General features: G+C 70.8%; 14 protein-coding genes. 11 read left to right on the top strand and 3 right to left on the bottom strand.

Going from position 1 to position 15,063, the window contains the following annotated elements; all coding sequences use genetic code 11:
• Positions 1–104: 104 nt before the first annotated feature.
• A complete protein-coding gene (locus H4696_RS33465) occupies positions 105–479 on the bottom strand; it encodes an FKBP-type peptidyl-prolyl cis-trans isomerase (protein ID WP_086856180.1) in 375 nt (124 codons plus the stop codon).
• A gap of 140 nt (positions 480–619) precedes the next feature.
• On the opposite strand from H4696_RS33465, the gene H4696_RS33460 reads away from it, so the two are divergent.
• The 4 genes from H4696_RS33460 (at position 620) to H4696_RS33445 (ending at position 6,316) form a co-directional block, all read left to right on the top strand.
• On the top strand, positions 620–3,838 hold the full coding sequence (locus H4696_RS33460) for a penicillin acylase family protein (protein ID WP_192782673.1): 3,219 nt from the start codon (positions 620–622) through the stop codon (positions 3,836–3,838).
• Positions 3,839–3,911: 73 nt separating this feature from the next.
• Positions 3,912–4,952: a trans-sulfuration enzyme family protein gene (locus H4696_RS33455; RefSeq protein WP_086856179.1), complete on the top strand. Its 1,041-nt coding sequence runs from the start codon at positions 3,912–3,914 to the stop codon at positions 4,950–4,952.
• A 60-nt stretch (positions 4,953–5,012) separates the two neighbouring features.
• Positions 5,013–5,744, top strand: coding sequence for a hypothetical protein (locus H4696_RS33450; RefSeq protein WP_249026827.1), 732 nt, complete (start codon positions 5,013–5,015; stop codon positions 5,742–5,744).
• A complete protein-coding gene (locus H4696_RS33445; protein WP_086856178.1) occupies positions 5,741–6,316 on the top strand; it encodes a class F sortase in 576 nt (191 codons plus the stop codon). Before H4696_RS33450 ends, H4696_RS33445 begins: the two co-directional genes overlap by 4 nt.
• Here H4696_RS33445 and H4696_RS33440 read toward each other — a convergent pair.
• Positions 6,302–7,342 (bottom strand): patatin-like phospholipase family protein, encoded by a 1,041-nt coding sequence (locus H4696_RS33440; protein ID WP_086856177.1) that lies wholly within the window; start codon positions 7,340–7,342, stop codon positions 6,302–6,304. The two genes, H4696_RS33445 and H4696_RS33440, sit on opposite strands and share 15 nt — an antisense overlap.
• A gap of 10 nt (positions 7,343–7,352) precedes the next feature.
• Positions 7,353–8,099 carry a FadR/GntR family transcriptional regulator gene (locus H4696_RS33435; protein ID WP_086856176.1) on the bottom strand — a complete coding sequence of 249 codons (747 nt, stop codon included), beginning with the start codon at positions 8,097–8,099 and terminating at the stop codon, positions 7,353–7,355.
• Positions 8,100–8,164: 65 nt separating this feature from the next.
• Here H4696_RS33435 and H4696_RS33430 point away from each other — a divergent pair, with 65 nt between their 5' ends.
• From H4696_RS33430 to H4696_RS33400, 7 genes are read left to right on the top strand one after another with little or no spacing between them, the layout of a single operon-like run.
• Positions 8,165–9,655, top strand: coding sequence for an ABC transporter substrate-binding protein (locus tag H4696_RS33430; protein WP_192782672.1), 1,491 nt, complete (start codon positions 8,165–8,167; stop codon positions 9,653–9,655).
• Positions 9,652–10,596: an ABC transporter permease gene (locus H4696_RS33425; protein ID WP_086856175.1), complete on the top strand. Its 945-nt coding sequence runs from the start codon at positions 9,652–9,654 to the stop codon at positions 10,594–10,596. The genes H4696_RS33430 and H4696_RS33425 overlap by 4 nt, the downstream gene beginning before the upstream one ends.
• Positions 10,596–11,402, top strand: a complete 807-nt coding sequence (locus tag H4696_RS33420) for an ABC transporter permease (RefSeq protein WP_169734803.1) — start codon at positions 10,596–10,598, stop codon at positions 11,400–11,402. The genes H4696_RS33425 and H4696_RS33420 overlap by 1 nt, the downstream gene beginning before the upstream one ends.
• Positions 11,399–12,130 (top strand): ABC transporter ATP-binding protein, encoded by a 732-nt coding sequence (locus tag H4696_RS33415; RefSeq protein WP_086856173.1) that lies wholly within the window; start codon positions 11,399–11,401, stop codon positions 12,128–12,130. Before H4696_RS33420 ends, H4696_RS33415 begins: the two co-directional genes overlap by 4 nt.
• On the top strand, positions 12,127–12,900 hold the full coding sequence (locus H4696_RS33410; protein ID WP_086856172.1) for an ABC transporter ATP-binding protein: 774 nt from the start codon (positions 12,127–12,129) through the stop codon (positions 12,898–12,900). Before H4696_RS33415 ends, H4696_RS33410 begins: the two co-directional genes overlap by 4 nt.
• The gene (locus H4696_RS33405) at positions 12,893–14,305 is read left to right on the top strand and encodes an aldehyde dehydrogenase family protein (protein WP_086856171.1); all 1,413 of its coding nucleotides are present in this window, start codon (positions 12,893–12,895) and stop codon (positions 14,303–14,305) included. Before H4696_RS33410 ends, H4696_RS33405 begins: the two co-directional genes overlap by 8 nt.
• On the top strand, positions 14,302–15,057 hold the full coding sequence (locus tag H4696_RS33400) for an SDR family NAD(P)-dependent oxidoreductase (protein ID WP_086856170.1): 756 nt from the start codon (positions 14,302–14,304) through the stop codon (positions 15,055–15,057). Before H4696_RS33405 ends, H4696_RS33400 begins: the two co-directional genes overlap by 4 nt.
• The last annotated feature ends 6 nt before the right edge of the window (positions 15,058–15,063 follow it).

Below are 15,063 nucleotides of genomic sequence, written 5' to 3'. Positions count from 1 at the left end.
GATCACTTTCGAGGGTAGTGACGCCACGCCGCGCGGAAAGGCGCTGCTTGGAGCAAAAACCGGCCCCGGCGCGGTACGCCGGGGCCGGTTTCGCCGGGTATGCGCTAGTTCACGCCGACCAGGTCGACGACGAAGATCAGGGTTTCGCCGGGCTTGATCACGCCGCCCGCGCCGCGGTCGCCGTAGGCCAGGTGCGGCGGGATGACGAGCTTGCGGCGGCCACCGATCTTCATGCCCGCGACGCCCTGGTCCCAGCCGGAGATGACCTGGCCGGCGCCGAGGCCGAAGCGCAGCGGCTCACCGCGGTCCCACGAAGCGTCGAACTGCTCGCCCGACGAGTGCGAGACGCCGACGTAGTGCACGGTGACGGTCTTGCCGGCCGTGGCTTCGGCGCCGTCACCGACGGTGAGGTCGGTGATCTCCAGGTCGGCCGGCGCAGGTCCGTCCGGGCGGTCGATTTGGGGCTTTTCCAAGGTCATGGGCCTCACCGTACCCACGCGTGAGGGGCTGCGCCGATCGGCCTACGCCCAAGGAGGGAAAAACGCGAAAACTCTTCACACTTGTCCTACTGCTCGGTAGCGTGCGCTTCGTCACTCTTCTGAGCTGAGGGGAGCCCGGCATGCGACGAGGCATCCGAGCCTTGACCTTCACGGCACTGGGGGCCCTCGTGGCCGGGCTGACCCAAGTCGCCGTCACCGCGCCGGCCGCGCAGGCGGCCGGGTCGCCCGACGACTACTGCGGCGGGCAGTGCAGCGACATCCTGCCGCCCGGCGAGAACGGCAACGCCACCCTCGCGGACATCCTCGCGCACAAGGTGCTCGGCACCCGCCCCGCGCACGCCGCCGACCAGCTCGGGAAGTACGCCTCGCTGGCGAACGGGTACAAGACGCTGACCACGAGCGCGATCAACCAGTACTTCAACGACTCGTCGTTCGGCGTCGCCGCCGACCAGGTCGCGAGCACGACCAAGCCGCGCTCGGACGTGACGATCGTGCGGGACAAGGCCCTCGGCGTCCCGCACATCACCGGCACCACCCGCGCCGGCACCGAGTTCGGCGCCGGGTACGCCGCCGCGCAGGACCGGCTGTGGCTGATGGACGTCCTGCGCCACGCCGCGCGCGGGCAGGTCACCCCGTTCGCCGGCGGCGCGGAAGCCAACCGCGAGCTGGAGCAGCAGTTCTTCTCGAACGCGCCGTACACCGAAGCCGAGCTGCAGCAGCAGATCGACCACGTCGCGAGCAGCGGCCCGCGCGGCGCGCAGGGCCTCGCCGACGCGCAGGCCTACGTCGACGGCATCAACAAGTACATCAGCGACTCCTACAACGGCCGGTACTTCCCGGGCGAGTACGTGCTGACCGGGCACGTCGACTCGATCACCAACGCCGGGTCGATCGACCCGTTCAAGCTGACCGACCTGGTCGCGCTCGCCTCGCTGGTCGGCGCCGAGTTCGGCGCGGGCGGCGGCGGCGAGGTGCAGAACGCCATCGCGAAGCTCGCGATGCAGGAGAAGTACGGCGTCGTGCAGGGCGAGAAGGTGTGGCAGAGCCTGCGCTCGGAGGACGACCCCGAAGCCGTCAAGACGCTGCACGACGGCCAGACCTTCCCGTACGGCAAGACACCGGCCAACGCGGTCGGGCGCGCCTTGCCGGACAAGGGGTCGGTGACCGGGCAGCAGCTGGTGTTCGACCAGACCGGCTCGGCCTCGACCGCCACCCCGTCCACTGTGGACGTCGCCGCGCCCGCCGAGCAGGAGCCCGCCCGCGGCATGTTCGAGAACGGCGTGCTGCCCGGCAACATGCTGAGCGAGAAGCACGGCATGTCCAACGCGCTGCTCGTCTCCGGCGCGAAGACCGCCAGCGGCCACCCGGTCGCCGTGTTCGGCCCGCAGACCGGCTACTTCGCCCCGCAGCTGCTGCTGTTGCAGGAACTGCAGGGCCCGGGCATCAGCTCGCGCGGCGCGGCCTTCGCCGGCCTGAGCATGTACACGCTGCTGGGCCGCGGCCAGGACTACTCGTGGAGCGCGACGACGTCGGCGCAGGACATCATCGACACCTACGCGCTGACGCTGTGCGACCCGAGCGGCAAGGCGCCGACGAAGGACTCGAACTACTACACCTGGCAAGGCCAGTGCATCCCGATGGACACCGTAGAGGTCAAGAACGCCTGGAAGCCGACCGTGGCCGACGGGACCGCGGCGGGTTCGTACACCCTGCGCAGCTACCGGACGAAGTACGGGCCGGTGCAGAGCCGGGCGACCGTCGGCGGCAAGCCGGTGGCGTACGCGGCGCTGCGCTCGTCCTACTTCCACGAGGTCGACTCGCTGATCGGCTTCCAGGAGCTGAACGACCCGGGCTTCGTTAAGTCCGCGGCGGACTTCCAGAAGGCCGCGGCCGACATCAACTACACGTTCAACTGGTTCTACGCCGACTCCAAGGACATCGCCTACTTCAACTCGGGCAGCAACCCCTCCCGACAGTCCGATGTGGACCCGAACATGCCGGTGTGGGGCGACCAGGGCCACGACTGGGTCGGCTGGAACCCGGCGGGCAACGTCGCGACCTACACGCCGGCGTCGCAGCACCCGCAGTCGGTCAACCAGGACTACTACGTCAGCTGGAACAACGCGCAGGCCAACGGTTACGCGGCCGCGGGCGCGGACAAGTCCGCCGTGCACCGTGTCGACCTGCTCGACTCGCGCGTCAAGCAGCTGATCTCCAGCGGCACCAAGGTCACCCGGGTCAACCTGACCCAGGCGATGGCGGACGCCGCGCTCGCGGACCTGCGCGCCGAGCGCGTCCTGCCGCTGCTGCTGCAGGTGCTCGACAAGACGCCGACCACCGGCGCGGCCGCGGACGCCGAGGCGAAGCTCAAGACGTGGCTGGCGAACGGCCACCTGCGCAAGGAGACTTCGCCGGGCAGCAAGGCGTACGCGGACGCCGACGCGATCCGCATCTTCGACGCCTGGTGGCCGCTGCTCGTCCAGGCCGAGTTCAAGCCGGGCATGGGCGACGACGCCTACAACGCGATGACCGGCGTGCTGGGCATCAACGAAAGCCCGTCCGGCTGGCAGAACGGCAACGGCCAGCACACCGGGCAGCCGCACAAGGGCTCGTCGTTCCAGTTCGGCTGGTGGGGTTACGTCAGCAAGGACATCCGGCAGGTGCTCGGCCAGCCGGTGGCCGGCCCGCTCGGCCAGACGTTCTGCGGCGGCGGCAACGTCACGACGTGCCGCCAGGCGCTCGTGGACTCGCTGACCACTGCCGCCGGCCAGGCCGCGAACACCGTCTACCCCGGTGACGCGTCCTGCTCGGCCGGCGACCAGTGGTGCGCCGACACGATCGTCCACAACCCGCTGGGCGGCATCACGCAGGACAAGATCAGCTGGCAGAACCGCCCGACGTTCCAGCAGGTCGTCGAGTACGCGGCGCACCGCGGCGACAACATCGCCAACCTCGCGCCGGGGAAGACGGTCAGCGCCACCAGCGCCGAGACCGGCTTCTACAACTCGCCGGCGTCGAACGCGATCGACGGCAACGCCTCGACCCGCTGGGCCAGCGACTGGAGCGACGACCAGGCGATCACCGTCGACCTGGGCTCGGTCCAGCAGGTCAGCCGGGTGCTGCTGAGCTGGGAAGCCGCGTACGGGAAGAGCTACAAGATCCAGCTCTCCTCGGACGCGGTGCACTGGACGGACGCGGCTTCGGTCACCGACGGCGACGGCGGGCAGGACAACGTCTCCTTCGCCGCGACCCAGGCCCGGTTCGTCAAGCTGCAGGGCGTCCAGCGCGGCACGAAGTACGGCTACTCGCTGTACGAGTTCGAGGTGTACGCGCACTGAGACCAGGCCGGACCGCTCGCGGACGCGCGGGCGGCCCGGCCTACCCCGCCGGGGCGCGGGTTACCGTGATCGCATGGACGACTGGACGCCCCGCACCAAGGCCATCGCGGCCGGCCGCCCGCACGGCCCCGGCGAGCCCCTCAACACCCCGCTCGTCGCCACCAGCACGTACGAGGCCGGTGGCGATTTCGCCTACGCGCGCGGGGACGGCACGCCGACCTGGCTGGCCCTCGAAGAAGCCGTCGGGGCGCTCGAAGGCGGGTACGCGACGGCGTTCGCGTCCGGGGTCGCCACCCTCTCCGCCGTGCTGGACCTGCTGCCGGTCGGGTCGCGGGTGGTCGTGCCGACGTTCAGCTACGCCGTGACGCGCGGGGTGCTGGCCCACGCGCAGAAGCTCGGCAAGCTCGCCGTCACCGAGCTCGAGCCGGCCGACACCGACGCCTGGGTGGCCGAGGCCGCGACCGCGGACCTGGTCTGGATCGAGTCGCCGACCAACCCCACTCTCGACGTGATGGCGATCGAGACCATCGCCGCCGCCGCGCGGGGGCGGGTCGTCGTCGACAACACCTTCGCGACGCCGTTGCAGCAGCGGCCCCTCGAACTGGGCGCGGACGTCGTCGTGCACAGCGCGACCAAGCTCATCGGCGGGCACAGCGACCTGCTGCTCGGCATCACCGTCGCCAAGGATCCCGAGGTGGCGGCCGAGCTGAAGGGCGCGCGGACCCGTGTCGGGTCGACGCCGGGCGCCCTCGAAGCCTGGCTCGCCCTGCGCGGGCTGCGGACCATGCCGGTCCGGCTGGCGGAGCAGTCCTGCACCGCCGCGCTGCTCGCCGAACGCCTGGCCGGGCACCCCGCGGTCCACCGGGTGCGGTACCCGGGCTTCGGGATGATGGTCGCGTTCGAGCTGGCCGACGCCGAGACGGCCGACGCGTTCTGCGCCGCGGTCCGGCTGATCCGGTCGGCGACCAGCCTCGGCGGCGTCGAAAGCCTGGTCGAGCGGCGGGCGTGGCTCGCCGGCGAAGAGCGCGTGCCGCCCGGGCTGGTCCGGTTCAGCGTCGGTTTGGAGGATCCCGAGGACCTTTGGCGGGACCTGCGCTTCGCCCTCCCGGAGTAACGCGGACGGGTGACACCTCGATACTCCGGCATCGCAGGTCCTCGCCGTTTAGGAGTCCACGTGGGTAGAACGCTGAGCCGGGTCGCGGGCATCGCCGCCGCGGGCGCGCTGATCACCGCCGCCACGGCACCGGCCGCACTGGCCCAGACGGACACCACCACGCCGGAGACGACCACGACGACGTCGTCGGAAGCGACGACCACCACGGCGCCGAGCACGACCGAGACCAGCACGACCACCGCGCCGAGCACGTCGGAGACCGCGGGGACCACCACGACGCCGTCGGTGACCGGCCCGGTGAAGACCGACGCCCCCGGCACGACCACCACCACGGTGACGATCGAGCCGCCGAAGGACGACTACCAGGACAACGTCGGCCACGGGTTCGTCGGCCTCGGCGGCGAAGGCGTCCTGGTCATCGCCTGCGCGGCCGGCGCGCCGGGGAACGTGGCGACGCAGTACCTGAGCCTCACCGGCGGCCCGGACCAGGACGAGTCCGACGGCCGCTACTGGAACTACTCCGTGCGCGTGGTCGACGCCCCGGCCGGCACCACGACCGCGAAGTTCAGCTGGACCTGCGCCGGCGTCGAGGGCAACGGCCTGGTCGAGTTCGAGCAGGAGCAGCCGCCGGCCACGAGCACCAGCGCGTCGCCGTCCAGCACCGCGCCGGTCACCACGGCGACGTCCGCGACGACGACGTCGGCCGCGCCGGGCAACAGCGCGCCGAAGGCCCAGGTCAAGGTCGCGCCCAAGGGCGGGGTCGAGACGGGCTTCGGCGGCACGGCCTGGTGAGCGTCCGGCGGGCGGGTGCCGCACTCGCCCTCGTGCTGGCGCTCGCCGCCTGCAGTACCCCGGAGCAGCCGAAAGCCACCGCGGTGCCCCCTTCGGCACCGGTGACCGTCCCGTTCAAGGGCCTCCGGCCGACGTCGGTGAAAATCCCCAAGATCGGCGCGGAGTCCAGCCTGCTCGCGGTGGCGGTCAAGCCCGACGGCTCGATCTCCGTCCCGTCGGTGCACACGCCGATGCAGGCGGCCTGGTACAAGCTCTCGCCGGTGCCCGGGGACGTCGGCCCGGCGATCGTGCTCGGGCACGTCGACGGCGACAAGAAGCCCGGCATCTTCTACAAGCTCAAAGACCTCGCGCCCGGCGACGAGGTGGACGTCGACCGCAGCGACGGCCGGAAGCTGAAGTTCGTCGTCGACCGCGTCACGCAGGTTCCGAAGGACACGTTCCCGCGCGATGCCGTGTACGGCAACAGCGACCGGCCGGAACTGCGGCTGATCACCTGCGGTGGCGCGTTCGACCACGCCGAGCACAGCTACCAGGACAACATCGTCGTCTACGCGAAGCTAGCCGACGCCTGAGCCCGGGTACGGAAACTCCGGCTTCAGCGTGGTTTCCGGGCACACCCAGCGCCGCATCCCGGCGTCACATGCGGCATAGCCCCAGTTGATCAGCCGGTCCTGCGTCAGCTCGGACGTCCTGGCGAGCCGCGTCTTCGTCACCGCCAACGCGCGGGTCTGCTCGACCGGCGCCGGCAAGGCGTCGGGTAGGTCGAAGTGCGCGATGTCGCTGTAAGTCGCCCAGTACGTCCCGGCGAACTGCTTGTCCTGGTAGGCCTTAAGCAGCGAGCCGGTGCGCAGCTCCCGGACCTGGTTGTCCATCACGGTCAGCACGCGGAGCAGCTGCATGGGCCAGGTGCGGTTCGGCTTTTCCTCGTGCTTCATCTTCTTGCCTGCGTCGCTGACCAGGACGGTCGCCCGCTGGTTCTCGATCGGGTCCAGGCCGAGGTTGTCGTACACGCCCGCGTCGCTGAGCACGATCTTGCGGCCGGGCTGGTGCGGATCCGGGATCACGACCGGCGAAAGCATCGGCGGGAACGCCGACGACGCGGCCACCGCCGTCGCGAGGGGGATCTGCCCGTGCGGGCCGGGCTGGCGGAAGAACCACCACAGCGAGCCGTCCTGCAGGCTCGTCGCGGTGAAGACGAAGTTCGGCCCGGCCGGGTCGAGGTCCGCCAGGCAGCAGTCGCCGAAGAGGTGCTTCGCGTAGCGGCGGGCCAGCTCTTCGCCCGCGCTGCGCCACGGCATCAGCAGGGCCTTCAGCGTCACCGGGATGTCGAGGTTCGTGCGGGCCAACTTCCGCAGCGGCTGCACGACTTCCTTGCCGAAGTTCTCCGCGACGCCGTCGTCGCCGAAGTACAGCTTGTGCCACGCGTGCGCGAGCACCCCGGCCGCGATCGACCCGCCGGAAACACTGGAGACGGTGTTCAGCTTCGGCAGCCAGCCGAGTTCGTTGAGCCGCCAGAGCGCGCCGGCGTGGAAGAGCATCGCCCGGTAACCACCCCCGGAGAGCGCGAGTCCGACACCGTCCCGTTTCGCCGCGTCCACCCGGCCGAGTCTAGGGCCGCAGCAAGGGCGCGAGCAGCGGGCGTTGCGGTGCGGGGACGTATTCGGCGTAGTTGTCGTACAACGCCTGCTTGGCCAGGTGCGCGGCACCGGCGCCGTCGGCGGACCGGATCGCGTCGAGCACCTCGGCGTGGTGGGCGAGCCAGGTGCGCATCAGTGACTTCCGGTTGCTGGCGTGCTCGAGCTTGTCCTCGATGAGCTCCAGCACGACGCCGCGGACGACTTCTTCGCTGACCACCAGCAACGGGTTGCGCGAGATGCGCGCGATGACTTCGTGGAACGCGACGTCGGCGCGGCTGAACTCCGCGTACCCGCGCGAGACGCCTTCGCGCATGGACTCCAGCGCCGTGTCGAGGCCGGCCAGGTCGTCGTCGGTGCGCAGCTCCGCCGCGAGCAGGTGGGCCGAGCCGTCGAGGATCATCCGGAACTGCAGGAGTTCGGCGAGCCCGACGTGGTTCGCCCGCGCGAGCCGGTGCATCGAGCGGTGCAGCGCGGCGGGGGACGCGGCGAGCACCTCCGGGCCACGCGGGTCACCGGGCCGCGAACGGATCATTTCGGCGGCCTGCAGCACGCGCAGGGCTTCCCGGATCGTCGAGCGGCCGACGCCGAACTGCGTCATCAGCTCGCGTTCGCTCGGCAGCCGTTCGCCCGGTTTGAGCTCGCCGCTGATCACGGCCTGCTCGATCTGCTCGACGACCCGCTCGTACGCGCGGACCGGAGCCACCGGTTCGAACCGCATCTTGACCTCGTCGTCCCCGCAATGTCAGGCTACTGGTCAGACCAGTGTACTGACCTGGAGGCCGAATGAAAGCCCGACTTCACGTGCTGGCAGCGGCGCTGCTGCTCGTGGTGTCCGGCTGCTCGGCCGGCTCGTCGGCCAGCGTTTCCGCTGGTCCGGACACCCTTTCGGTGGGTTTCACGGCGGAGCCGGCGAACTTCGACTTCACGCGCACGGACGGCGCCGCGATCCCGCAGGCCCTGCTTTACAACGTCTACGAAGGCCTGGTGAAGCTCGACGCGCAGGGTCGCGTGGTGCCGCTGCTCGCGAAGTCGTGGACGATCAGCCCGGACCGCAAGACCTACGACTTCCAGCTGCAGCCGGGTGTGAGGTTCAGCAACGGCGCGCCCTTCACCGCCGAGGACGTCAAGTTCTCGCTGCTGCGCGTGAAGACCGACTGGACGATCTCGATCAAGTCCACGATGGACGTCGTCGACCACGTCGACGTCGTGGCGCCGGACCACGCTCGGGTCGTGCTCTCGAAGCCGTCCAACGGCTGGCTGTTCAGCCTCACCAGCCGGCTCGGCGCGATGTTCAGCCCGACCGGCGTCGCGGACCTGGCGAACAAGCCGATCGGCACCGGGCCGTACGTCGTGGCGGCGCGCAAGCGCGGCGACTCAGTGGTGCTGAAGGCGAATCCCGCGTACTGGGGCCGGAAACCGGCGTACTCGACGGTGGTCCTCAAGTACATCAAGGACCCGACCGCGCTGAACAACGCATTGTCCAGCAACGGCATCGACGTCATCTCGGCGATCACCGCGCCCGACTCGATCCCGCAGTTCCAGGCCGACGACCGGTTCCAGGTCGTTCAGGGCACCTCGAACTCCGAGGTCACGCTCGCCATGAACAACGCGCGGGCGCCGCTGAACGACGTCCGCGTGCGGCAGGCCCTGACGTACGCGATCGACCGGAAGGCGCTGCTGGACACGGCGTGGGCCGGGCGCGGCACGCTGATCGGCAGCATGGTCCCGCCGACCGATCCCTGGTACGAGGACCTGTCGAAGGCCTACCCGTTCGATCCCGGCCGGGCCAAGGCGATGCTGACCGAGGCCGGCGCGACGAACCTGAACCTGCGCCTGCGGATCCCGAACCTGCCGTACGCGGTGTCGGCCGCGCAGGTCGTCCAGTCGCAGCTCGCCGACGTCGGCGTGCGGACCACGATCGAGCCGCTCGACTTCCCGGCCGTGTGGCTGAAGCAGGTGTTCACCGACCACGACTACGACCTGTCGATCATCCAGCACGTCGAAGCCCGCGACATCACGACGTTCGGGAAGCCCAAGTACTACTGGGGTTACGACAGCAAGCGCGTCCAGCAGCTGCTCGCCGCCGCCGACAGCGGGACGCCCGAGGAGCAGGTCGCGGACATGAAGCAGGTGGCGCGGCAGCTGAGCACCGACGCCGCCGCCGACTGGCTGTTCCTGTTCCCCAACGTCATCGTCGCGAAGGCCAAGGTCGGCGGGTTCGTCCAGAACCAGGTCAGCGAGTCCTTCGACCTCACCGGATTGGCGCCGCGATGACCGCCAAGGTGCTGCGCCGGCTGGCGATCTTCGTGGTCAGCGTGCTCGTCGCGTCGATCGTGGTGTTCCTGTTCATGGCCGTGCTGCCGGGCGATCCGGCGCAGGTCGCGCTCGGCGTCAACGCGACGCCGGAGCTGCTCGCCAAGACGCGCACGGAGTTCGGCATCGACCGGCCGCTGGTCACGCAGTACTTCGACTGGATAGGCGGCGTGCTGCACGGCGACTTCGGCCGGTCGTACGTCACGCGCGACACCATCGGCCCGCAGCTGCTCGACCGCCTCGGCGTCACGCTCTGGCTCGTCGGCGCGGGAATGCTGGTGGCGCTGGTGATCGCGGTGCCGGCCGGGACGTTCGCCGCGGTGAAGCACCGGAAGGCGTCCGGTGCGGGCGTTTCCGGGCTGTCGCAGATCGGTGTCGCGATCCCCGCGTTCCTCGCCGGGATCATCCTGGTGCAGATTTTCGCCGTGCAGCTGCGCTGGCTGCCGTCGGGCGGGTGGACGCCGCCGGACCAGGACTTCGGCGAGTTCTTCCGCGGGCTCGTGCTGCCGGCGTTGTCGCTGGGCCTGGTGCAGGGCGCGGTGCTCACGCGGTACGTGCGGTCCGCGGTGCTCGACACGCTCGGCCAGGACTACCTGCGCACCGCGCGGTCCAAGGGGCTGCGGCCGGGACAGGCCTTGGTGCGCCACGGCTTGCGCAACGCGTCGGTGCCCGTGGTCACCGTGCTCGGCCTGCAGCTGGCGACGCTGCTCATCGGCGCGGTCGTCGTCGAGCGCGTGTTCGTGCTGCCGGGCCTGGGCTCGATGCTGCTGGACGCCGTCGCCGCCCGCGACCTGCTGACCGTGCAGGGGATCGTGCTGGTCCTGGTGGTCGGCGTGCTTCTGGTCAACTTCGTCGTCGACGTCCTCTACACCGTGCTCGATCCGCGATTGCGGGGTTCGTGATGCGCAATCTCGTGATCGGCGGGGTCCTCGTCGGGCTGGTCGTGCTCGCCGCGCTGCTGTCGTTCGTCTGGACGCCGTTCGACCCGGTGAAGGTCGACGCGGCGAACCGGCTGCTCGGCTCGGGCGCGGCGCACTGGTTCGGCACCGACAAGTTCGGCCGGGACCTGCTGAGCCAGATCATGGTCGGCGCGCGGACGACGTTGTACGTCGGTGTGGTCGCGGTCGGCATCGCCGCCGTGATCGGCACGCCGCTGGGCATCCTCGCCGGGATGTCGCCGCGGTGGCTCGGCGAGTTCGTCATGCGCGTCAACGACCTCGTGCTCGCGTTCCCCGCGCTGCTGCTGGCGATCATGTTCGGCGCGGTGTTCGGGGCGGACACGCTGACCGCGATGGTCGCGATCGGCATCGCCACGATCCCGTCGTTCGCGCGGATCGCCCGGTCCGGGACGCTGCAGGTGATGAGCACCGAGTTCGTGCTCGCCGCGCGGGCAGGCGGCCGGTCGCGGCCGGACATCGCCGTGCGGCACGTGCTGCCGAACATCTCCGGCCTGCTGATCGTCCAGTCTTCGGTGTCGTTCGCGATCGCCGTGCTCGCCGAAGCCGCGTTGTCGTTCCTGGGCTTCGGCACGCGGCCGCCGACGCCGTCGTGGGGCCGGATGCTGCAGGAGTCCCAGGAACTTTTGACCGTGCACCCGCGGCTGGCGCTGGTGCCTGGCATCGCGATCGCCGTCGCGGTCCTCGGCTTCAACCTCCTCGGCGACGGCTTGCGCGACCGGCTGGACCCCCGATTGGCGGCTCGCGTATGACGCTCTCGGTGCGTGGCCTCAGCGTTTCTTCCCTCGTCCGGGACGTGTCCTTCGAGATCGGCGCGGGCGAGCGGGTCGGCCTGATCGGCGAGTCCGGGTCCGGGAAGTCGCTGACCGCGTTGTCGGTCATGGGCCTGCTCCCGGACGAACTCCGCGCGTCGGGCTCGATCCGGCTGGGTGACCGCGAGCTGCTCGGAATGTCCGAAAAGGACCTGTCCCGGTTGCGCGGCGACGAGCTGGCGATGGTGTTCCAAGAGCCGATGACGGCGTTGAACCCGGCCATGCGTGTCGGCCGTCAGGTCACCGAGCCCGGCCGGATCCACGGCCGCCGCCACCGCGCGGAAGACCTCCTCGGCGCGGTCGGCCTGGCCGGCACTGCGCGCGCGTACCCGCACCAGCTCTCCGGCGGGCAGCGGCAGCGGGTGGTGCTGGCGATGGCGCTGGCCAACGAGCCGTCGCTGCTGATCTGCGACGAGCCGACCACGGCGCTCGACGTCACCGTGCAGGCCCAGATCCTCGCCCTCATCAAAGCCGCACTTTCACGTGAAAGTGCGCTCCTCTTCATCACGCACGACCTCGCGGTGGTGGCGTCGGTGTGCGAGCGCGTGCTCGTGATGCTCGACGGCGAGATCGTCGAAGCGGGCTCGACGCGCGAAGTCCTGACGGCGCCGAAGCACGAGTACACCCGCAAGCTCCTGGCCGCTTCGGACCTGGAGGCCCGCCGATGAGCATCGTCGAAGTCCGTGACCTCGAACGCCGGTACGCCCGCCGGGACGTGCACGCGCTGCGCGGAGTCAGCTTCGCCGTCGAGGCCGGGCAGCGGTTCGGCATCGTCGGCGAGTCCGGCTCCGGCAAGTCGACGCTGGTCCGGCTGCTGGCCGCGCTCGACAAGCCGACCGCGGGCACGGTGACGTTCCAGGGCAAGCGCGTCGACAACCTGCCGGAACGCAAGCTCGGGTTCCTGCGGTCGGACCTGCAGATCGTCTTCCAGGACCCGATGGGATCGCTCGATCCCCGGATGCGCGTGCTGGACATCGTTTCCGAGCCGCTGGGCCGTCGCGAACCCGATCGCGTCGCCGAGCTGCTCGCCGCCGTCGGCCTGCCGGTCGACGCCGCCCAGCGCTTCCCGCACCAGTTCTCCGGCGGTCAGCGGCAGCGCATCTCCATCGCCCGCGCGCTGGCGCCGAACCCGAGCGTCCTGATCGCCGACGAGCCGGTCAGCGCGCTCGACGTCTCCGTGCGCGGGCAGATCCTCGACCTCCTCGCGTCGCTGGTCGAGCAGTTCGCGCTGACGCTGATCTTCGTGTCCCACGACCTCGGAGTCGTCCGGCACGTCTGCGACCGCGTCGCCGTGATGCGCCGCGGCGAAATCGTCGAGCTCGGCGACGTCGGCCAGGTTTACGAAGCGCCGCAGCACGAATACACGCGGGAGTTGCTGGCCGCCGCGCCGAACCTGCGCGCCGAGCTGGCCCGGCTGAGCGGAGGCGACGATGGCTGAGTACCCCGGCGGCCTGCCGGTCGGAGCGGGCTGGGTGTCCACTGTGGACGTCGAAGAAATCGTTTTCCCGTACGACGGGAGCGTCATCGGCGCGGCGCCCGTCGGCACGCCGGAGCTGGCTCGGCAGGCCGTCGACGAAGCTGTCGCCATTGCGCGTCAAGTGGCTTCGCTGCCTTCTCGGGTCCGGCGTTCGCTGCTCAACGACGTCGCTTCGGCGGTGCGGAATCGGCGCGAGGAGTTCGAGAACCTGCTCGTGCTGGAGACCGGCAAGCCGCTGGTCGACTGCCGCGTCGAGGTCGCGCGCACGATCGTCACGTGGGAAGCCGCCGCCGAAGAGGTGTCGCGGCTGCACGGCGAGACCGTGCCGCTGGACCTCCTCCCGTCCGGAGACGGCCTGGTCGGGTTCTGGAAGCGCAAGCCGATCGGGGTCGTCGTCGGCATCGCGGGGTTCAACTACCCGCTGCTGCTGGCGTCGCACAAGATCGCCCCCGCGATCGCCGCGGGCTGCCCGGTGATCGTCAAGCCGGCGCCCCAGACGCCGCTGGCCACGCTGTGGCTGGTGCACCTGGTCCGGACGCTCGCGCCACTGCCCGCCATGGTCCAGCTGGTCAGCGGCGACGCGGCCGTCGGCGCGGCGCTGACGACCGACCAGCGGATCGGCGCGGTGTCCTTCACCGGCTCGGCCGCCGTCGGCCACCGGATCGCCCGCGACGCGGCGCCCACGAAGACGCTGCTGGAGCTGGGTTCGAACGCGGCCTTGGTCGTCGCCGGGGACGCCGATCTGGACGCCGCCGCCGACGCCGTCCTGCGCGGCGGCTTCTACGCGTCCGGCCAGGCCTGCATCTCGGTGCAGCGCGTGCTGGTCGTCGCTTCGGTCGCCGAGGAGTTCACCGAACGGCTGCTGGCGCGGCTCGGCGAGGTCGTCGTCGGCGATCCGCGGGACGAGAAGACGCGGGTGTCCGCGCTGATCGACCCGGCGTCCACCGCCCGCGTCGCCGCGTGGATCGAGAAGTCCGGCGCCCGCCAGGTCGGCGGGGGTGTCGAAGGAACAGTGCTGCGGCCGACCGTCCTGCTCGACGTCCCGGACGGTGTCGAGGCGTGGGACGAGGAGATCTTCGGCCCGGTCGTCTGCCTGCGCACGGTGTCCGATGTGGACGAAGCGTTCGCCGCGGTCAACGCGTCCCGCTACGGCCTCCACGCCAGCGTCTACAGCCGGTCGCTGAAGACCGCGTTCCGCGCGCTCGACGAGCTGGAGGTCGGTGGCGTCGTGGTCAACGAGGTGCCCGGCTTCCGCTCGGACACCATGCCCTACGGCGGGGTGAAGGACTCCGGCATCGGCCGCGAGGGGCCGCGGTTCGCCGTCGAAGAGCTGACCGTGACGAGGATGGCGGTGCTGCGCCCGTGAACTACTCGACGTTGTTCCGCCTGGACGGCCGCCGCGCGCTCGTGCTCGGCGCCGGGGGTATCGGCCGCGAAGCCGCCCGCGCGCTGGCCGCGCACGGCGCCGACGTGGTGTGCGCGGACCGTGACCTCGAAGCCGCGCGCGAGGCCGGCGTCGGCGAGGTGTACGAGATCGACCTGCTCGCGCCCGGCTCGGTCGACAAGGCCGCGAGCGACCTCGGGCCGCTCGACATCGTCGTGCTGACCGCCGCGACGAACGTCCGCAAGCGGCTGCTGGACTACACGCGGGAGGAGTTCGACCGCGTCATCGCGCTGAACCTCGGCGTGACGTTCGAGGTCGTACGCGTCTTCGGCGCCGACATGGTCGCGCGCGGGCGGGGGAGCATCATCGGCTTCTCGTCGATTCGCGGCACGACCGTCGAACCCGGTCAGGGCCCGTACGCGGCCACGAAGGCCGGGCTGGTCCAGCTGTTCCGGACCGCGGCGGCGGAGTTCGGCCCGGCCGGCGTGCGGGTCAACGCGATCGCGCCCGGCGTCGTCGAGACGCCGCTGACCGCGCAGATCAAAGCGAACCCCGAGTGGTACGACGCATACGCGGCGAAGGGCGCGTTGGGGCGCTGGGCGCGTCCGGACGAGCTCGCCGGCGCGGTCGTCTACCTCGCTTCGGACGCTTCGTCGTTCGTCACCGGCTCCGTGCTCGCGGTGGACGGCGGCTGGACCGCCGTCGACGGCCGCTTCGAACCGCCTGCCTCGTAAGGAGCG

This window comes from Amycolatopsis lexingtonensis (assembly GCF_014873755.1).
Taxonomy (GTDB): domain Bacteria; phylum Actinomycetota; class Actinomycetes; order Mycobacteriales; family Pseudonocardiaceae; genus Amycolatopsis; species Amycolatopsis lexingtonensis.
The sequence above is the reverse complement of the archived record's forward strand: the minus strand, read 5'-3'. Positions and strand labels throughout refer to the sequence as shown.